This is a genomic window from Streptomyces sp. NPDC044063 (assembly GCF_056434285.1).
Window position 1 is genome coordinate 140,032 of the sequence record NZ_JBWKFM010000014.1, and the last position, 18,628, is coordinate 158,659.

At 71.8% G+C, this 18,628-nt stretch carries 15 protein-coding genes; 5 read left to right on the forward strand and 10 right to left on the reverse strand.

The window, feature by feature from the left end; genetic code table 11:
* Positions 1-29: 29 nt before the first annotated feature.
* The 3 genes from AC07BS_RS19295 to AC07BS_RS19305 form a co-directional block, all read right to left on the reverse strand.
* A complete protein-coding gene (locus AC07BS_RS19295; RefSeq protein ID WP_478933337.1) occupies positions 30-1,865 on the reverse strand; it encodes an NHL domain-containing thioredoxin family protein in 1,836 nt (611 codons plus the stop codon).
* A gap of 57 nt (positions 1,866-1,922) precedes the next feature.
* The gene (locus AC07BS_RS19300; protein ID WP_478649065.1) at positions 1,923-3,473 is read right to left on the reverse strand and encodes a recombinase family protein; all 1,551 of its coding nucleotides are present in this window, start codon (positions 3,471-3,473) and stop codon (positions 1,923-1,925) included.
* Between the two features lie 119 nt (positions 3,474-3,592).
* The gene (locus AC07BS_RS19305; protein ID WP_478649067.1) at positions 3,593-4,372 is read right to left on the reverse strand and encodes a carbon-nitrogen family hydrolase; all 780 of its coding nucleotides are present in this window, start codon (positions 4,370-4,372) and stop codon (positions 3,593-3,595) included.
* A gap of 141 nt (positions 4,373-4,513) precedes the next feature.
* On the opposite strand from AC07BS_RS19305, the gene AC07BS_RS19310 reads away from it, so the two are divergent.
* Positions 4,514-5,344: a maleylpyruvate isomerase family mycothiol-dependent enzyme gene (locus AC07BS_RS19310; RefSeq protein ID WP_478649069.1), complete on the forward strand. Its 831-nt coding sequence runs from the start codon at positions 4,514-4,516 to the stop codon at positions 5,342-5,344.
* A gap of 24 nt (positions 5,345-5,368) precedes the next feature.
* Here the strand turns inward: AC07BS_RS19310 and AC07BS_RS19315 are convergent, their stop codons facing one another.
* From AC07BS_RS19315 to pdhA, 6 genes are all read right to left on the reverse strand, one after another.
* A complete protein-coding gene (locus AC07BS_RS19315; protein WP_478933340.1) occupies positions 5,369-6,670 on the reverse strand; it encodes an MFS transporter in 1,302 nt (433 codons plus the stop codon).
* Positions 6,667-7,329, reverse strand: coding sequence for a GntR family transcriptional regulator (locus tag AC07BS_RS19320; RefSeq protein ID WP_478649074.1), 663 nt, complete (start codon positions 7,327-7,329; stop codon positions 6,667-6,669). Before AC07BS_RS19320 ends, AC07BS_RS19315 begins: the two co-directional genes overlap by 4 nt.
* A gap of 70 nt (positions 7,330-7,399) precedes the next feature.
* Entirely contained in the window at positions 7,400-8,209 is an 810-nt protein-coding gene (locus tag AC07BS_RS19325) for a helix-turn-helix transcriptional regulator (protein WP_478649076.1), read from the reverse strand.
* 202 nt (positions 8,210-8,411) lie between these two features.
* Positions 8,412-9,908 (reverse strand): dihydrolipoamide acetyltransferase family protein, encoded by a 1,497-nt coding sequence (locus AC07BS_RS19330; RefSeq protein ID WP_478933343.1) that lies wholly within the window; start codon positions 9,906-9,908, stop codon positions 8,412-8,414.
* A 14-nt stretch (positions 9,909-9,922) separates the two neighbouring features.
* A complete protein-coding gene (locus tag AC07BS_RS19335; RefSeq protein ID WP_478649082.1) occupies positions 9,923-10,909 on the reverse strand; it encodes an alpha-ketoacid dehydrogenase subunit beta in 987 nt (328 codons plus the stop codon).
* 2 nt (positions 10,910-10,911) lie between these two features.
* Entirely contained in the window at positions 10,912-12,054 is a 1,143-nt protein-coding gene (gene pdhA / locus AC07BS_RS19340) for a pyruvate dehydrogenase (acetyl-transferring) E1 component subunit alpha (protein ID WP_478649085.1), read from the reverse strand.
* A gap of 361 nt (positions 12,055-12,415) precedes the next feature.
* Between pdhA and AC07BS_RS19345 the strand changes: the two genes are divergently transcribed.
* From AC07BS_RS19345 to AC07BS_RS19355, 3 genes are all read left to right on the forward strand, one after another.
* Positions 12,416-13,075, forward strand: a complete 660-nt coding sequence (locus AC07BS_RS19345) for a response regulator (RefSeq protein WP_478649087.1) — start codon at positions 12,416-12,418, stop codon at positions 13,073-13,075.
* A 213-nt stretch (positions 13,076-13,288) separates the two neighbouring features.
* The gene (locus tag AC07BS_RS19350; RefSeq protein WP_478933346.1) at positions 13,289-13,732 is read left to right on the forward strand and encodes a pyridoxamine 5'-phosphate oxidase family protein; all 444 of its coding nucleotides are present in this window, start codon (positions 13,289-13,291) and stop codon (positions 13,730-13,732) included.
* A 156-nt stretch (positions 13,733-13,888) separates the two neighbouring features.
* Positions 13,889-14,905, forward strand: coding sequence for a phosphotransferase (locus tag AC07BS_RS19355; RefSeq protein ID WP_478649241.1), 1,017 nt, complete (start codon positions 13,889-13,891; stop codon positions 14,903-14,905).
* Positions 14,906-14,939: 34 nt separating this feature from the next.
* Here AC07BS_RS19355 and AC07BS_RS19360 read toward each other — a convergent pair whose 3' ends face one another.
* A complete protein-coding gene (locus tag AC07BS_RS19360) occupies positions 14,940-16,535 on the reverse strand; it encodes a protein kinase domain-containing protein (protein ID WP_478649092.1) in 1,596 nt (531 codons plus the stop codon).
* A 332-nt stretch (positions 16,536-16,867) separates the two neighbouring features.
* Between AC07BS_RS19360 and AC07BS_RS19365 the strand changes: the two genes are divergently transcribed.
* Positions 16,868-18,541 carry a protein kinase domain-containing protein gene (locus tag AC07BS_RS19365; protein ID WP_478649094.1) on the forward strand — a complete coding sequence of 558 codons (1,674 nt, stop codon included), beginning with the start codon at positions 16,868-16,870 and terminating at the stop codon, positions 18,539-18,541.
* The last annotated feature ends 87 nt before the right edge of the window (positions 18,542-18,628 follow it).

Genomic DNA, 18,628 nt, shown 5'->3' on the forward strand with positions numbered 1-18,628 from the left:
GCCCGGTCGCCCGGGCCGGCCCACCGCGTTCAGCCGTCCAGGCCCGCCAGCACCAGCGGCAGCCGGTCGGCGCCCGACGCGACGACGCGCACCGGCACTCCCCAGTCCTGCTGGTGGACATGGCAGGCGGGGTACTCGTTGGCGGGGTCGTCGTCGCACGAGGCCGCCATCGCGGACACGTGCAGCACGCCTTCCGTCACCCCGTCCGCGAGCACCAGCTCGCGGCCCAGGTCCGTGCCCGCGCCCGCGCCCTCGGCGAGCAGCTCGGGCGGGGTGGAGCTGACGAGCAGCCGCGTCGACGGCCCGTAGCGGGTGTCGAGCTTCTGGCCGGCGGGCGCCTGGAAGACCACGTCCAGCAGCAGCCGGCCGGGGGCGACCTCGGTGGCCTCCCGCCGGGTGCGGTGGGCCACGGCCTCCACCCGTACGGCCTCCTCGGGCAGCCGCAGCCGCGTGAGCCGGTGCCGGGCCGACTCGACCACCACGATGTCCTCGCCCGCGAGAACCGCGTCCGACGGCTCGCGCAGATCCGTGGCGAGCGTCGTGACCTGCCCGGTCGCCGGGTCGTAGCGGCGCAGCGCGTGGTTGTAGGTGTCGCTGATCGCGACGGACCCGTCGGGCAGCGCGGTCACGCCCAGCGGGTGCTGGAGCAGCGCCTGTTCCGCGTCGCCGTCCCGGTGGCCGAAGTCGAAGAGGCCGGCGCCGACGGCCGTGCGGACGGCGAAGCCGTCGCCGTCGCGTTCCACCCAGCGCAGCGCCGAGGTCTCGGAGTCGGCCAGCCACAGCCGGTCCCCGGCCGCCGCGAGGCCCGACGGCTGGGCGAACCAGGCCTCGGCCGCCGGCCCGTCGACCAGGCCCTCGTTGGTGGTGCCGGCGGCCACCGCGACGGTGCCCGCCTCCGGGTCGTACGTCCACAGCTGGTGGACGCCCGCCATGGCGATCCACACCCGGTCGGCGAACCAGGCGACGTCCCACGGCGACGACAGGTCCACCTCGCGGGCCGGGCCCGCGGTCGTAGAGCCCTGCCACCACTGCCGGCCGGTGCCGGCGACGGTCTCCACGGCGCCGGTCGCCGGGTCGAAGCGGCGCAGCGCGTGGTTGACGGTGTCCGCGACGAGCACGGTGCCGTCGGGCAGCGGCGCGAGGCCCTGCGGCTCGCTGAAGCGCACGGGGCTGTCGCTGAACCCGCGCTCGCCCGTACCGACGCGGCGGACGACCGTCTCGCCGTCGGCCTCCAGCTCGACCAGCTGGTGGCGGGTGGAGTCGGAGACGAGGAAGGTGCCGCCGGGCAGCAGCACGGCCTTGCCGGGGAAGCGCAGATCGGTGGGTACGGGCTCGGGCGCGACGTACGGCCCGTCGCCGCGCCGCAGCGTGCCCTTGGCCTCGTGGGCCGCCTCCAGCTCCGCGACCAGCGCGGCGATGGCGTGGGCGTGGCCCTCGCCGGCGTGCTGGGCGACGACGTAGCCCTCGGGGTCGATCACGACGAGCGTGGGCCAGGCCCGGACGGCGTACTGCTTCCAGGTGGCGAGCTCGGGGTCGTCGAGGACGGGGTGGTGCACCTCGTAGCGCTCGACGGCGTCGACGACGGCCTGGTGGTCGGCCTCGTGCGCGAACTTCGGCGAGTGGACGCCGATGATCACCACGGTGTCGCGGTGCTTCTCCTCCAGCTCGCGCAGCTCGTCGAGGACGTGGAGGCAGTTGACGCAGCAGAACGTCCAAAAATCCAAGATCAATATGCGACCTCGGAGATCGGCGAGCTTCAGATCCTTGCCGCCGGTGTTGATCCAGCCGCCCTTGCCGATCAGCTCGGGGGCGCGGACACGGGCACGGCGGGGCGCGGGGGAGGACGCCGGGGCAGCATCGTTCATGCTTCAAGCTTGCCATCCCCCTGTGAACGCGGGATCACGCCCGCACGAAGCACCTGTTCAAGGCGCCAACTCCGCCCCAGCACCGTCCTTCGTCGACCAGATGATTCGGCAACGCTCGTCACCGTCGAACCTGACGCCCACCTTCCCCCGCCGGACTTCCACGCGATCGATCGCAAGAGCAAGGCGCTCGCGCCGCCCGGGCGTGTCGTCGGCTTCCCAGGCTTCCCGCAGAAGTCCGGCATCCAGGAGCGGGGAGATGTCCACGGAAGGGTTCGGCATCCGCAGCAGATCCGCGCGCAACCCTTCGATCCGGTGGCGAAGTCGTCCGGCGAGCCGGTTGTACCGATCGATGCCGTCCGCGCCGTCGAATTCACCTCGGACGTACCTGGCCTCCTCCAGGTCCGCCAAGCGGACCCTCTCATCCGCGATCTCCGCCTCGATGGCATCCCGCTTCGCGAAGACCTCCGGGTTCTCCCTCTGCACCAAGCGATCGGCGATCACGGCGAGCAGCGGGTCCTGGTGCTCCAGGGACGGCAGGCGTGAGAGGAACGCCCGGGTCACGTAGTCGTCGATGCTCTCCACCCGAGCCGAGACGCCGGAGCATCCTCGCCCCATCCGGTGGCTGGAGCACTGGTACGACGTGCCGGCCTTGCTCATCCGGGCCCCACAGAGCCCGCAACGCGCTATCCCGGTGAGCAGTGACTTCCCTTGCTTGTGGCCGTGCCGCTTCCCCGCCAGAGGAAACGTGCGCGCTTCGAGCTGGCGGAGGATGAGCTCGCGCTCTCCGACCGTGATGATCCCCTCGCCGATTCTCACGGTTTCGAGGGTCTCCGGATCCCGGTAGGGAGAGACCCGGTTCATGTACTTGCGGGTCCCGTCCGGCTGTTCCTCGTATTCGGTCCGCGGCATGAGACCGGCGAGGGCCGGTGAGCGAAGGAGTTGCATGACGCTCGACGAGTTCCATTCGCCTCCACGGGCCGACTCCACCCCGTGCTCGTTCAGCAGCCGGGCGATGTGGACAAGCGCCTTCCCGGACAGCGCTTCGTCGGCGATCAGGCGGGCGTAGACGGCCGTCTCGGGGTCGTGGACGAGCTTCTTCGTATCCGGGTCCACCAGGAGCCCGTAGGGCGGCTGTCCGCCGATCCATTGCCCCCGTCGCCGTAGGTATCGCTTTGCGCTGCCGACACGCATCCCGAGATCGCGCGACTCGTTGCGCGCGATCTCCGCCAGCGTCGCGATGGTGACCCGGGCATTGTCGTTCTTCGTGTCGAGGCCGTCCATGACGGAGACCAGCCGTCCGCCTACCCGGCCCATGTCGTCCAGTGCCTTGCCGACCTCGCCGATGCCCTTGCGGGACAGACGGTCGAGCTTCCAGACGATCAGGACGCCCACGACTCCGGCCGTGACGGCTGTGATCGCCGCATCGAACCCCTTGCGACCGACATTCTTGTAGCCGGAACGTCCACGGTCGATATGGACCTTGCGGACGGTGAGTCCGTTGCGCTCCGCCCACGCCCGGCAGTCGGCTTCCTGACGATCGATCGCGGTCTTGCCTTCCCGGTCCAGGGACAAGCGCACGTACAGATCGGCAGTGGTGTGTTGATGCACGTCCTCACGCTAGCGAGCAGTGCTCACATTGGTTCAGGAAATCAGGAAGTCGAGAAGAACGGTCTTGTACGCAGCTCAGCCGTCATGTGCGGCACCACGTCCCGGGCTCGGCGGCCGGCTCAGCGCCCCAGCACGCGGTCCTTCAGTGCCGGGAACTCCTCGCGGACCTTCGCCACGCGGGCGAGGTCCAGGTCGGCGGTGAGGACCTCCTCGTCGTGGCCCGCCTCGGCGAGGACCTCGCCCCAGGGGTCGACGATCACGCTGTGGCCGGCCTGTGGCACGCCCGCGTGGGTGCCGGCCGTGCCGCAGGCCAGGACGTAGGCCTGGTTCTCGACGGCCCGGGCGCGGGCCAGCAGGCTCCAGTGGCCGCGGCGGCGCTCGGGCCAGCCGGCGGGGACGACGAAGGCCTGCGCGCCCGCGTCGGTCAGGGCCCGGAAGAGCTCGGGGAAGCGCAGGTCGTAGCAGGTGGCCAGGCCCACCGTGGCCTCGGGCAGGCGGGCGGTGACGGGCCGGTCGCCCGCGCCCATCAGGACGGCCTCGCCCTGGTCGAAGCCGAAGCGGTGGATCTTCCGGTAGGTGCGCACGAGGGCGCCGGCCGGGGAGTAGACGAGCGAGGTGTTGTACATCGGCCCGTCGGCGGCGCGCTCGACGATCGAGCCCGCGTGCAGCCACACCCCGGCGTCGCGCGCGGCGGCCGCCATGGCCTCGCCGGTCGGGCCGTCCAGCGGCTCGGCCGCGGCCGCGAAGGAGTCGAAGGCGAACGCGCCCACGGGCCACAGCTCCGGGAGCACCACCAGATCGCTGCCGCTCAGCGACCTCACCATGCCCGCCGCCCGCTCGCGCCGGGCCTCCGGGCTCTCGTCGTCGTCCACGCCGAGCTGGATCAAAGAGGCGCGCACAGTACCACCACTCTCCGCATGCGTCACACGAAACCTCTGCCGGGGCGACCGTCCGCAGCGTAACTTAACTGCGTAGAACCCAGACAGCACTTGCCGCCCGCGCGCACGCAGCCATCGCCCAGCACCGCCGAGGGATCGCCCGTGACAGTCCATCCCAGCCTCCAGCCCGCGATCGACGCCTGGACCCACTCCGTCGAAGCCGTCCACGAGTTGACGCAAACCCTCGCCGAGAGCGACTGGAACCGGGCCACGGAGTGCCCGGGGTGGTCGGTCCGCGACGTGGTCTCGCACATCATCGGGGTGGAGTGCGAAATGCTGGGCGAGCCACGGCCGATCCACACCCTGCCCCGCGATCTGCGCCATGTCACCGACGAGTTCTCGCGCTACATCGAGGTGCAGGTCGACGTGCGGCGCTGCCACACGGCGCTGGAGATGACCTCCGAGCTGGAGTACACGATCATCCGGCGCCGCCGGCAGCTGCGCAACGAGAGCCGTTCCCCGGGGGCGATGGTGCGCTGGCCGCTGGGCGGCACCGTCGAGCGCACGCTCGAACGCACGCTGGTCGTCCGGGCCTTCGACGTCTGGGTGCACGAGCAGGACCTGCGCCGGGCGCTGGGCCGGCCGGGCAACCTGGACTCCCCCGCCGCGCTCCTCGCGCGGGACGTGCTGCTGGGGGCCCTGCCCGACGTGGTCGCCCGGCGGGCGGGGGCCGGGCCGGGCGCCACGGCCGCCTTCGACGTGCACGGTCCGCTGGAGTTCCTGCGGACGGTCCGGGTGGGCCCGCAGGGCAAGGGCACGGTCGACGGCAGCGTCTCGCTGGGGCCGACCGTGTCGCTCGCGCTGGACTGGGAGACGTACGCCCGGCTGGCGTGCGGGCGGGTGCGGGCCGAGGCGGTGGCCGACCGCGTCGGGGTCGAGGGGGACCGGGAGCTGGCGGCGGCGATCCTGCGGGAGTTCGCGGTCACGCCCTGAGGCCCTCCCCCTCCCCCCGAGCGGTCACACGGGCACGTGCACGGTCTCCACGCGCGAGGCCACGATCCGCTCCCGCTCGCGCCGGCCCGCCCGGCCGCGCAGCCGCAGGATCTGGGCGAGCCCCAGGGTCTGGAGGACGAAGACGGAGGAGAACGCCACCCCGTAGTCGCCGCCGGTGGCGTCCAGCAGCACGCCCACGGCCAGCAGCGTGGTGATCGAGGCGACGAAGCCGCCCATGTTCACGATGCCGGAGGCGGTGCCCTGGCGCTCGGGCGGGTTGGCGGGGCGGGAGAAGTCGAAGCCGATCATCGAGGCGGGGCCGCAGGCGCCCAGTACGGCGCACAGCGCCATCAGCAGCCACAGCGGGCAGTGTGCCCCGGGCCAGCCGGTCACGGCCGCCCAGAGCAGGGCCGTGGCCCCCAGCGTGCCCAGCGCGAGCGGCAGCCGCGCGGCGTGGTGCCGGCCGATGACCTGCCCGAAGACGAGTCCGACGGCCATGTTCACCAGGACGACCAGGGTCAGCAGGGAGCCGGCGGTGCCCCGGTCGAGCCCTTGGTCCTCGACCAGGAACGGCATCCCCCACAGCAGCAGGAAGACCATCGCGGGGAACTGGGTGGTGAAGTGCACCCACAGCCCCAGCCGGGTGCCGGGCTCGCGCCAGGCGAGGGCGATCTGCCGGCGGACGTAGCCCTTGCCGGGCCGGGGGCCGGCCGGCGGCGCGAAGCCCTCGGGGTGGTCCTCCAGGAAGGCCAGCAGCAGGACGAGGACGACCACGCCCGCCGCGGCGCTGCCCGCGAACGTCGCCGTCCAGCCGGCGCTGTGCAGCAGCCGGGCCAGCACCAGCGTGGAGACGAGATTGCCCGCCATCCCGAAGAGGGCCGCGATCTGCGCGATCATCGGGCCGGTGCGGGCGGGGAACCAGCGGGCGCCCAGTCGCAGCACGCTGATAAACGTCATCGCGTCGCCGCAGCCCAGCAGGGCCCGGCAGGCGAGCGCCGCGGGGTAGGAGTGGGCGAGGGCGAAGCCCAGCTGGCCGGCGGTGAAGAGGACGACGCCCAGGGTCAGCACCTTCCGGGTGCCCAGCCGGTCGACCAGCAGGCCGACGGGTATCTGCATCCCGGCGTAGACGAGGAGCTGGAGGATGGAGAAGGTCGACAGGGCGGAGGCGCTGATGTGGAAGCGCTCGGCGGCGTCGAGGCCGGCGACGCCGAGGCTGGTGCGGAAGATGATCGCGACGAAGTAGACGGCGACCCCGACGCCCCAGACGGCCACCGCCCGCCGTCCGCCGGGTGGGTCGCCGGGCAGTGATATCCGGCCTCGGCTCATCGGGTCTCCCCCCTGGCGAGATTGCGGACCCAGCTGATGTGCCGGTCGACGACGGCGATCGCCGCCTCGGCGTCCCCGCGGCGCAGGGCCTCGAGGATCTCGGTGTGCTCGGCGATGTTCTTGGCGATCCGGTCGGGGTGGGCGTGCATCACGGCGACGCCCATCCGCAACTGCCGGTCGCGCAGCTGCTCGTAGAGGCCGGAAAGGATCTGGTTGCCGGCGTTGCGCACGATCTCGGCGTGGAAGGCGCGGTCGCTGAGGGAGACGGCCTCCAGGTCGCCGGCGGCCGCCTGCCGGCGCATGGCGCCGACGAGCTCCTCCAGCCGCGCGACGAGCCGGGGCGGGGCGGGCACGGCCTTGCCCACCGCGTGCTTCTCCACCAGCAGCCGGGTCTCCACCACGTCCGCGATCTCCTGGGCGGACACCGCGAGCACGAGCGCCCCCTTCTTGGGATAGAGCTTGAGCAGCCCCTCCCCCTCCAGCCGCAGCAGCGCCTCGCGGACGGGGGTCCGCGAGACCCCCACGGCCTCGGCCAGATTGCCTTCGGTCAGGAGGGTGCCGCCCTCGTAGCGCCGTTGCAGTACGGCCTGTTTGACGTGCGCGTACACCCGCTCGGCGGCGGGGGGACGGCTGTCCTGGACGGCGGGTGCGGGAGACATGCGCACAGCATAGATACAACAAGGACGCGCTGGTGAGAGGCTGTCCGCGATCCGGACGATCGACGGGGCGTCAGACGCCCGCCCAGCCGTCGGCGGCGGTGATGAAGACGAACCGCAGATCGGTGCGTTGTATGGGCAGCAGGACGTGGGTCGTCACCTGGATCTCGGCGTTTCCGTGGTACGGCAGGCGCAGCCGGAAGACATGGCCGTCGCGGTGCTCGACCACGTCGTACTCCTGGGCCCAGATGCGCCGGCAGTCGGCGTCGGCGTCGAGGATCTCCCGGACCAGGCCGCGCAGTTCCTCGTTGGCGGGGTCGCTGTTGGCGGCGACGCGGAGCATGGCGAGGTAGACGCGGGCGCAGCTGTCCTCCCAGTCGAGCATCTGCTCGCGGGCCTCGGGGTGGAGCAGGGCCCAGCGCATCAGGTTGGGCCGGGGCCGGCGGACCCAGGGGAACCATTCGCCCATCAGGGCGTTGGACGCCACGATGTTCCAGGCCACGTCGGAGAGGTAGGCCGGGTAGGTGACCTGCTGCTCCAGGAGCGCCTTGACGCCCTGGGGCAAGTCGGCGCACGGGCGGCCCGGTTCGGGCGGCCGGCGGCCGCAGACGGCGAGGAAGAGCGTGAGCGTCTCGGCCTCGCTCAGCCGCAGCGCCTCGGCGACGCGGAGCAGGAAGGCCTCGGAGAAGTCCTGGCGGCGTCCGGCCTCCAGCGCGCGGTACCAGCCCTCGCTCACCCCGGTCATCCGGGCGACGTGCTTCTGGGAGAGCCGCCGGCCGGGACGGGGGAGGACGCCGCGCAGCTCGGGGACGGTCCTGGGGTCGATCCTGCCGCGCCAGGCCCGGAGCAGGCGGCTGATGGATTCGCCGTCCTCGCGGTCCACCGTGCCTCCGATTCCGACACTGCAAGTGTCGGTCAATCTTAAGTAAATTGCCCAGCACGGGCCATTCCACCGCGCTGTCGGAGGATGGCCCGAGGCCGCTCCGTACACGGATCCAGGGCCCGGACGATCCGCTCTCTCCTCGCCGGAGGGGGGCGAGGAGAGAGCGTCCGGGCCCTGGATCTTTTGTATCCTTCCGGGGCCGTCAGCCCCAGGTGATCAGGCGCTGCGGGTGCTCCAGGACGCCCGCGATGTCCGCGAGGAAGCGGGAGCCCAGCTCGCCGTCGATCAGGCGGTGGTCGAAGGACAGCGCCAGGGTGGTGACGTGGCGCGGCTTGATCTTGCCCTTGTGGACCCACGGCTGGAGCTTGATCGCGCCGACCGCCAGGATCGCGGACTCGCCCGGGTTGATGATGGGCGTGCCCGTGTCGACGCCGAAGACGCCGACGTTGGTGATCGTGATCGTGCCGCCGGACATGTCGGCGGGGCTCGTCCGGCCCTCCCGTGCCGTGCCGACCAGGTCGGCCAGGGCCTGCGACAGCTCGGGGAGCGTCTTGGCCTGGGCCTCCTTGATGTTCGGCACGATGAGGCCGCGCGGGGTCGCGGCGGCGATGCCCAGGTTCACGTAGTCCTTGCGGACGATCTCCTGGTTGTCCTCGTCCCAGGCGGCGTTGACGTCCGGGTTGCGGCGGACGGCCACCAGGACCGCCTTGGCGATCAGCAGCAGCGGGTTGACCCGCAGGCCCGCCATGTCCGGGTCGTCCTTGAGCTTCTGGACGAGCTTCATCGTGCGGGTGACGTCGACGGTGACGAACTCCGTGACGTGCGGCGCGGTGAAGGCGCTGGCCACCATCGCCTGCGCGGTGGCCTTGCGGACGCCCTTGACCGGGATACGGGTCTCGCGCGCCGCGAAGGCGGTCACCGGTACGGCCTCGGGGACCTGGGGGACCTGGGGGACCTGGGGGGCCTCCGGGGCCGGGGCGGCCTCGGGCACGGCACCGGCGGTGGCCGCCGCGTGGACGTCCTCGCGGGTGACGATCCCACCGGGGCCGGTCGGGGTGACCGCCGCCAGGTCGATGCCGAGGTCCTTGGCGAGCTTGCGCACCGGGGGCTTGGCCAGCGGCCGGGAGCCGGGACGCGCCACGGGGGCGGCGGGGGCCGCAGGGGCCACGGGAGCCGCGGGGGCCACAGGGGCGGCGGGGGCGACCACGTCCGGGGCGGCGGGCGCCGGGTGGCCGTTCATCTCCGCCTGGATGGCGGCGGCCAGCGGCTGCGCCGGGACGCCGGGCACCTGCTTGCGCGGGCGGCGCTTGGTGGACGAGGGCGCCGCGCCGTAGCCGACCAGCACGGCCTGGCGGCCCTGCTGCTCCGGCTCGGCGGCCTCGGCGGTGCCGGCCGTGGTGGGCGCAGCGGCGGCCGGGGCCTCCTCCGCGGGCCCCGATCCGGGCCGCGTGTCCACGGAAATGATCACCTGGCCGACGTCGACCGTGGTGCCCTCGCCGAAGCGCAGCTCGTGCACCACGCCGTCGTAGGGGATCGGCAGCTCGACGGCCGCCTTGGCGGTCTCGACCTCGCAGACCACCTGGCCGTCGGTGACGGTGTCACCGGGGGCCACGTACCACTTCAGGATCTCCGCCTCGGTGAGTCCCTCGCCGACGTCCGGCATCTTGAACTCGCGGAACCGCTGGGTGTTCGCAGTCATCGTCACGCCCTCCCTCAGCCCTGGAACGCGAGCGCGCGGTCGACGGAGTCCAGCACCCGGTCCAGGCCGGGCAGGTACTCGTCCTCCAGCCGCGACGGCGGATAGGGCGCGTGGTAGCCGCCGACCCGCAGGACGGGGGCCTCAAGGTGGTAGAAGCACCGCTCGGTGATCCGGGCGGCGATCTCGGCGCCCGCGCCGAAGAAGACGGGGGCCTCGTGGACGACGACCAGCCGGCCGGTCTTCTCCACGGACTTCTGGATCGCGTCGAAGTCGATGGGCGAGATCGAGCGGAGGTCCAGGACCTCCAGCGACTTGCCCTCCTCGGCGGCCGCCGCCGCGGCCTCCAGACAGGTCTTGACCATCGGTCCGTACGCGACCAGCGTCAGGTCGGTGCCCTCGCGCACCGTGCGGGCGGCGTGCAGCGGGCCCGGGATCGCGGCCGTGTCGACGTCGGAGCGGTCGTGGTAGCGGCGCTTGGGCTCGAAGTAGATGACCGGGTCGTCGCTCTGGATGGCCTGCTGCATCATCCAGTAGGCGTCCGCGGCGTTGGACGGGGAGATCACCTTCAGGCCCGCGACGTGCGCGAACAGCGACTCCGGCGACTCGCTGTGGTGCTCGACCGCGCCGATGGCACCGCCGTAGGGGATACGGATGACGACCGGCAGCTTGATCTTGCCGAGCGCGCGGGCGGGCATCTTGGCCAGCTGGGTGACGATCTGGTCGTACGCCGGGAAGACGAAGCCGTCGAACTGGATCTCCACCACCGGGCGGTAGCCGCGCAGGGCCATGCCGATGGCGGTGCCGACGATGCCGGACTCGGCCAGCGGGGTGTCGATCACCCGGTCCTCGCCGAAGTCCTTCTGGAGGCCGTCGGTGACGCGGAAGACGCCGCCGAGCTTGCCGACGTCCTCACCCATGATCAGGACCTTGGGGTCGTTCTCCAGGGCCGTGCGCAGGGAGGCGTTGATCGCCTTGGCGATCGTGAGCTTCTCGGTGCTCATGGTCAGTTGCTCTCCTCTGCGAACGAAGCCTGGTACGCGGCGAACTGCGCGCGCTCCTCGTCGACCAGGGCGTGCCCGTCGGCGTAGGTGTGCTCGAACATCGCCAGGTGGTCGGGGTCGGGCATGCTGCGCACGGTGTCCCGGACCCGCTTGGCCAGCGCGTCGCTCTCCGCCTCCAGCGCCGTGAAGAACTCCTCGTCCGCCAGCCCCTGCTTCTCCAGGTGGGCGCGCAGGCGCAGGATCGGGTCCTTCGCCTCCCACAGCTCCCGCTCCTCGTCGCGGCGGTAGCGGGTGGGGTCGTCGGAGGTGGTGTGGGCGCCCATGCGGTAGGTGAACGCCTCGATCAGCATCGGGCCCTCACCGGTGCGGGCGCGGTCCAGGGCGGCCTTGGTGACGGCCAGGACGGCCAGCACGTCGTTGCCGTCGACCCGGACGCCGGGGAAGCCGTAGCCCTGGGCGCGCTGGTAGAGCGGGACGCGGGTCTGCTTCTCGGTGGGCTCGGAGATGGCCCACTGGTTGTTCTGGCAGAAGAACACGACCGGCGCGTTGTAGACGGCCGCGAAGGTGAAGGCCTCCGCCACGTCGCCCTGGCTGGAGGCGCCGTCGCCGAAGTAGGCGATGACGGCCGAGTCGGCGCCGTCCTTGGCCACACCCATGGCGTAACCGGTGGCGTGCAGCGCCTGCGAGCCGATGACGATCGTGTAGAGGTGGAAGTTGTTCTCGTTGGGGTCCCAGCCACCGTGGTTCACACCGCGGAACATGCCCAGCAGGTTGGTCGGGTCGACCCCGCGGCACCAGGCCACGCCGTGCTCGCGGTAGGTCGGGAAGACGTAGTCGTCGTCGCGCGTCGCCCGGCCCGAGCCGATCTGCGCGGCCTCCTGGCCGAGCAGCGAGGCCCACAGGCCCAGCTCACCCTGGCGCTGCAGGGTCGTCGCCTCGCCGTCGAAGCGCCTGGTGAGGACCATGTCGCGGTACAGGGACCGCAGTTCCTCGGGCGACAGGTCGATGGAGTAGTCCGGGTGCTCGACCCGGTCCCCTTCCGGCGTCAGCAGCTGTACGAGCTGGGGCTCGCCGTCCGCCTTCTTGGCGCCGACGCGCTTGCCACCGCGTCGCGGCTTGCGCGCGGCAGTGCTGTCCACGGTCACGTGTGCTCCTCCGTCTGTCCGGCCCCCGGGGTCGCCGGCGGCCAGAGGGGGTCCCTCCACCGCGAGGGCGGAGAGAGGCTCGCCCGTCCCCGACGGCACACGGGGTGGGTGTGCCGAGGCCGGAGCCGGGCGTGACAGGTCGCCCCGGCGAATGGCCTGCAATAAGCACGTTACCCAGTGCGAGGCATTCCTGCGAAACCCCACTTGACCTGCGATTTTGCTTGGATTTCCAAGCAAATCGAGAAAGCCTGGCCATTGCGGGGGCCAATCCACTGGTCAGCGCCTTGCGAGCCGCCGGAACGGGGGCACGTTATCCCGGAGGACAAGAGCAGGGGAAGAGTCGATGTGTGAGACTGGCAGCGTGCGCGAACAAGGAAAAATCACGGTATTTCTGCTTGACGACCATGAAGTCGTACGCCGCGGTGTCCACGAGATGCTCTCCGGTGAGGAGGACATCGAGGTGGTCGGCGAGGCGGGCACCGCGGCCGACGCCCTTGTCCGCATTCCCGCCACCAGGCCCGACGTGGCTGTACTGGACGTTCGCCTTCCGGATGGCAGCGGAGTCGAAGTATGTCGTGAGATCCGATCGCAGGACGAAAACATCAAATGCCTGATGCTCACCTCCTACGCCGATGACGAAGCGCTCTTCGACGCCATCATGGCGGGCGCGGCCGGCTATGTGCTGAAGGCGATTCGCGGCAATGAGCTGCTCTCGGCCGTCCGGGACGTGGCCGCCGGGAAATCCCTCCTGGACCCGGTGGCGACCGCCCGGGTGCTGGAACGGCTGCGCGACGGAAAGACCACGGGCGGTGACGACCGGCTCGCCTCGCTCACCGAGCAGGAACGCCGCATCCTCGACCTGATCGGCGAGGGCCTGACCAACCGGGCCATCGGCGAACGGCTGCACCTCGCCGAGAAGACCATCAAGAACTACGTCTCCAGCCTGCTGTCCAAGCTGGGCATGGAGCGCCGCTCCCAGGCGGCGGCCTATGTCGCCCGGTTGCAGGCGGAGAAGCGCTGACGGCGGAGAAGCGCTGACGGCGGAGAAGCGCTGACGGCGGGCAGACGCCGAGGGCGGGCAGACGCTGACAGCGGGACCGGCAGCAGGGAGGCGCGGAAACCGGGCGGCCCGGGTCACCGGATGGGCTGAACGGCTGTTCTCGGGACGAACGTCCCTCTCAGGAGGGGCGGGTGGCTCTAGGTGACCGGGGGACAGCAGTGCACAGTGGTGCCCATGCTTGCAGCGGCTTCCCGGCCTTCCGACGACTACCGGGCCCTCGAACTCCTGACCAGCACCCCCTACGGCAGGGTGTCGGTCAGCATGCGCGCACTCCCGTTCGTGACCGTGGCCCGGCACATCGTCGTCGACGGGCAGGTGCTGCTCCGGCTGCACGGCGGTTTCGGCTATGCCGGAGCCTGCGACGGCAGTGTGGTCGCCTACGGCGCCGACAACCTGGCCGGCCGCGAGGACGGCGACGAATCCGTCTGGACCGTGCAGTTCGTGGGCACCGCGCGGATCTTCGCGCCCGGACCGGCGGAGCTGGAGCTGTTCGGCCGCGCCCCCCGTTCGGCGGACGACGCGCCCTTCGTCCCCGAATACCTGTGCATAGAACCTCAGTTCATCTCACTGCACCACCTCGAAGGCGTACCCGCGCGACGAGTCGAGCACTCAGCGTGAACTAACATTTGGGACGTGCCGCGCTCACTTGTCACCGATGCCCTTCCCGACACCGGCTCCGACACTGACCCCGACACCGCCCCCGACGCCGACGCCGAGGCCCGCGTCGGCTCCCGCCTCGGCTCCGGTACCGGGCACGCCCCCGACGCCGGCACCCTGCGCACCCTCCTGCGCCGCTACGACGGCGCCGGCGAGCCCGTGGCCTGCGAGACCCTCACCGAGGGGCTGCTCAACCGCGGCTACCGGCTGACCACCACCCGGGGCCGCTTCTTCCTCAAGCACCACCTGGACGGCGACCGCGAGGCCATCGCCCGCCAGCACACCGCGACCCGCCGCCTGGACGCCCTGGGGCTGCCCGTCGCCCCGCCCGTCGCGGACGGCGACGGCAACACCGTGACCGTCCTCGGCGGCCGCTGCTACGCCCTCCACCCCTGGGTCGACGGCCGCCACCGCGACGGCGGCGAGCTCACCACGGCCCAGTCCCGCCGCCTGGGCGCCCTGCTGGGCCACGTCCACACCTGCCTCGCACGGATCATGGACGAGGAGAACGGGCCCGAGGAGGCCCCCACGAGCCCCTCGGCGGCCTCGTACCGGGCCGCCCGGCCCGAGGAGACCTTCACCCTCATCGAGGAGCTCCTGAGGCTCGTCAGGCGCGGCAGGAGCGGCCGCCCCCGCGACTCCTTCGACGAACTGGCCGAGCACCGCCTGGTCGAGCGCCGCGCCCTGCTGGAACGGCACGCCCACCGCCGCCCGCCGGCCGCCGCCACCCCGGCCCGGGGCTGGGTGCACGGCGACTTCCACCCGCTGAACCTGCTCTACCGCGGCGGCGAGCCCGCCGCGATCGTCGACTGGGACCGGCTGGGCGTCCAGCCGCGCGCCGAGGAGGCCGTACGGGCCGCGGTGATCTTCTTCCTGAAGCCCGACGGCACGCTGGACCTGGCGAAGGTGCGGCCGTACGCGCGCGCCTACCGCCGGGCGGCCGGCGCGGACGCGGCCGAGCTGGCCGCCGCCGTGCACCGGGTGTGGTGGGAGCGGCTCAACGACTTCTGGATGCTGCGCTGGCGCTACCAGCTCGGAGACCACCGCGCCGACCCCGGTTTCCCGGCGTCGGCGGCGTTGTCGGTGTGGTGGACGGGCGCGTACGAGTCCGTACGCGCCGCGTTCACGGGCTGAGCCGGGCCCGGCGAGCCCGGCCCGGCCCGGCGGGTCAGCCGGTCGCGCCCTGGGCGGTGTTGCCCTGGGTGGCCGGGTTGGGCGGGGCTGTGGGGGGCGTCGACGGCTTGTTGTCGCCGCCGCCCGTCGGGCCCGTGCTGGGCTGGGTCGACGGCTGCGGGTCCGTCGAGGGCTGCGTCGAGGGGCCCGTGGAGGGCTCCTGCGAGTGCCAGCCCCGGGACGGCCCGGTGTTCGTGTCGTTGCCCGTGTCCGAGTCGCTGTCGCGCTCGCCGGTGTTGCCGGTCGTGCCGCCCTGGTCGTGGGGCGTGCCGCTCGGCTTCTTGGCGCCCTTGCTGGCGTCGGGGCTCGGCGAGGTGGACGCGCTGCTCTGCTGGGTGGGCTTCTTGTCCTTGCTGGTGCTGCCGGTGTTCCCGCCCTTGAGCGCGAAGGCGACGCCCGCGAGGGCCACGATGACCACCATCGCGACGGCCACCCACAGCCCCTTGCCCTTGCCGCCGGGGCCCCGGCCGCCGCGGTTCGGGTCGTAGCCGTTGAAGCCGCCGTCGTCGGCGCCCGGGCGCCGCGGCATGACCGGCTGCTGCGAGGTGTCGCCGTGCTGCGGGCGCGGCATGGCCGTGGTGGCGCCCACGGCGCCGATGACCTGGGTGGCGGCGGTCGACTGGTCGACCGGGCCGGTGTTCCACACGCCCGTGTGGCTGCCGGCGTCGTGCAGCATCTGCAGGCCGTACTGGACCAGCCCGCGCATCTCCTCGGCGCTCTGGAACCGGTCGTCCGGGTCCTTGGCCAGGGAGCGCATGACCAGGCCGTCCAGCTCCGGCGGCACCGTGTCCAGCACCTGGGACGGCGGCACGGGCGTGTCCTGGACGTGCTGGTAGACCACCGAGAGAGGGGTCTCACCGGTGAACGGCGGACGCAGGGCCAGCAGTTCGTAGAGGAGGCAGCCGGTGGCGTAGAGGTCCGAGCGGGCGTCGACGGTCTTGCCGAGGGCCTGCTCGGGGGAGAGGTACTGCGGGGTGCCCATGACCATGCCGGTCTGGGTCATGGTCGACGCCGCGCCGTGCAGGGCGCGGGCGATGCCGAAGTCCATGACCTTGACCGCGCCCGTGTTGGTGATGATCACGTTGGCGGGCTTGATGTCGCGGTGCACGATGCCGTGCTGGTGGCTGTAGGCCAGCGCCTCCAGCACACCCGAGACGATGATCAGCGCCTGCTCCGGCGGCGGCGCCTCGGCGTTGAGCAGGAGGTCGCGAATGGTGCGGCCTTCGACCAACTCCATGACGATGTACGGCACGACGTTGCGGCCGACGGTGTCCTCGCCGGAGTCGTAGACGGCGACCACGGCGTGGTGGTTGAGGCCCGCGACCGACTGCGCCTCGCGGGTGAAGCGCGCCTTGGAGACCGGGTCCTCGGCGAGGTCGGCGCGCAGGAGCTTGACCGCGACCGTCCGGCCGAGGCGTACGTCCTCGGCGGCGAAGACCTCCGCCATGCCGCCGCGGCCCAGTCGGTGGGTCAGGCGGTAGCGGCCGTCGCCGACCAGTCCGCCATTACCCCACATTTCAGGCACATCGGGCATTCCGCCCCCGTTGGCGTCAGGGTCGGATGGACCCTGGGCGCTCTGCGTCTGTGCCATCAGTCCTCGCCGTCGTATCTGGTCCGCTTCGCGTTGAGAGGCGAATGCGCGGGGAAACTCTGTGAAGCTGCCTTCCGCTAAGGCACGCTACAGCCTCCGGGGCATGTGCCGGTCCGGGATGGACCGGCTATCAAACCCGTACCGGTATGAGCAAGGCAAATCTCGTGACACCTTGTCGCGCATCCGGTCACGGAACGGGCACGCGGCTTGACGTGCCCGTTGCCTGGGGCAGACTTGGCCGGGATACGACGAAGATAAGCCGGATCGGTCCTATGAACAGACGGGCGAGGGCCCGTCGGCGAGAGGCCGTGCGCCAAGGGGGAAGTAACACCATGAGCCAGGACGGCGCACAGGGCCGATACGCGGGCCGGACCGTCGGCGGTGGCCGCTATCAGCTGCGCGATCTCCTGGGCGAGGGCGGCATGGCGTCCGTTCACCTGGCCTACGACTCGGTGCTGGACCGGCAGGTCGCCATCAAGACGCTCCACACCGAGCTGGGCCGCGAGTCCTCCTTCCGCGAGCGCTTCCGCCGCGAGGCCCAGTCCGTGGCCAAGCTCACGCACACCAACATCGTCTCGGTGTTCGACACCGGCGAGGACGACCTCGACGGGTCGACCATGCCGTACATCGTCATGGAGTACGTCGAGGGCCAGCCGCTGCGCTCGGTGCTGGACGCGGACATGGCCCAGTACGGCGCGATGCCCACCGAGAAGGCGCTCAAGATCACAGCCGATGTGCTGGCGGCGCTCGAGGTCAGCCACGAGATGGGCCTCGTCCACCGCGACATCAAGCCCGGCAACGTGATGATGACCAAGCGCAACGTGGTCAAGGTGATGGACTTCGGCATCGCCCGCGCCATGCAGTCGGGCGTCACCTCCATGACCCAGACCGGCATGGTCGTCGGCACCCCGCAGTACCTCTCCCCCGAGCAGGCGCTGGGCCGCGGCGTCGACGCCCGTTCCGACCTGTATTCGGTCGGCATCATGCTCTTCGAGCTGCTGACGGGCCGGCTGCCGTTCGACGCGGACTCGCCGCTGGCCATCGCCTACGCGCACGTCCAGGAGGAGCCGGTCGCGCCCTCCACCATCAACCGGTCCATCCCGCCGGCCGTGGACGCGCTGGTCCTGCGCGCGCTGAAGAAGAACCCGAACGAGCGCTTCCCCAGCGCCGAGGCCATGCGCGACGAGTGCGGGCGGGTGGCCGGCACGGCGATGGCCGCGCCCTCGCCCATCATCATCGCGGGCGGCCCGCCGGCCCGCAGCGGCGCCGGCGTCAGCTCGGCGGTCTTCCCGCCCGTGGACGGCCAGGTGCCGCCTCCGGGGCCGCACAGCGTCCAGACGCCGTACCAGCCCCAGACCGGCCCCCAGAGCCCCTACAGCGGCGGCTACGGCCCCTCCACGCCCCCTCCGGGCCCCCAGGGCTACGCCACCGTCACGCAGCCCTACCAGGGCGGCCCGAGCACGCCCCCGCCGTACGCGTCCCCGTCGGCCCCCGTCGGCGGCTCCCAGGGCGGCGGCAAGAGCAACAAGCCGGTGCTGATCGGCTCGGGCGTCGTCGCGGTGCTCGCGGTCATCGGTGTCATCGCGGCCATCGCGCTGAACGGCAAGGGGTCGAAGGACGAGGCGAAGGACAGCCCCTCGCCGGCCGCGTCCTCGGCCACCCCGGGAGGCGGCGGCAACGTCACCGGAGGCACCACGGGCGGCGCCCAGGCGAAGGTCAAGGAGGGCGACAAGTCCAAGACCATCGACACCGAGCGCTGCACGAAGGCCTACGAGAGCTACCGCGACAAGTCGAAGAAGAGCGCCCCGGACTTCAAGTACATCTACATCGACTCGGTGAAGGAGTGCCTCAACGCCGCCGGGTGGAAGTACCGCGTCGACAACGTGGACGAGAACACCTGGGGCAAGGGCACCGTCATGACCCAGCTCCCGGACTCCGGCGACCCGTTCGACCCCAAGACCGGGCAGTTCGTGCTGACCGTCTCGTCGGGTCAGGCGCCGTCGTAACGGCCGGCTGGTCGTAACGGCCCACTTCGCACGGAGGCCGCCCGCCGGGAATCCCGGCGGGCGGCCTCTTGCGTCGTATCCGGCGAC

Excerpts from the sequence above, each read along its gene's own strand:
- AC07BS_RS19360 (WP_478649092.1), bottom strand. The coding sequence starts at position 16,535 with ATGGCACAGACGCAGAGCGCCCAGGGTCCATCCGACCCTGACGCCAAC.
- AC07BS_RS19315 (WP_478933340.1), bottom strand. The coding sequence starts at position 6,670 with ATGAGCCGAGGCCGGATATCACTGCCCGGCGACCCACCCGGCGGACGG.
- AC07BS_RS19295 (WP_478933337.1), bottom strand. The coding sequence starts at position 1,865 with ATGAACGATGCTGCCCCGGCGTCCTCCCCCGCGCCCCGCCGTGCCCGT.
- AC07BS_RS19350 (WP_478933346.1), top strand. The coding sequence starts at position 13,289 with ATGCTTGCAGCGGCTTCCCGGCCTTCCGACGACTACCGGGCCCTCGAA.
- AC07BS_RS19335 (WP_478649082.1), bottom strand. The coding sequence starts at position 10,909 with ATGAGCACCGAGAAGCTCACGATCGCCAAGGCGATCAACGCCTCCCTG.
- AC07BS_RS19330 (WP_478933343.1), bottom strand. The coding sequence starts at position 9,908 with ATGACTGCGAACACCCAGCGGTTCCGCGAGTTCAAGATGCCGGACGTC.
- AC07BS_RS19365 (WP_478649094.1), top strand. The coding sequence starts at position 16,868 with ATGAGCCAGGACGGCGCACAGGGCCGATACGCGGGCCGGACCGTCGGC.
- AC07BS_RS19320 (WP_478649074.1), bottom strand. The coding sequence starts at position 7,329 with ATGTCTCCCGCACCCGCCGTCCAGGACAGCCGTCCCCCCGCCGCCGAG.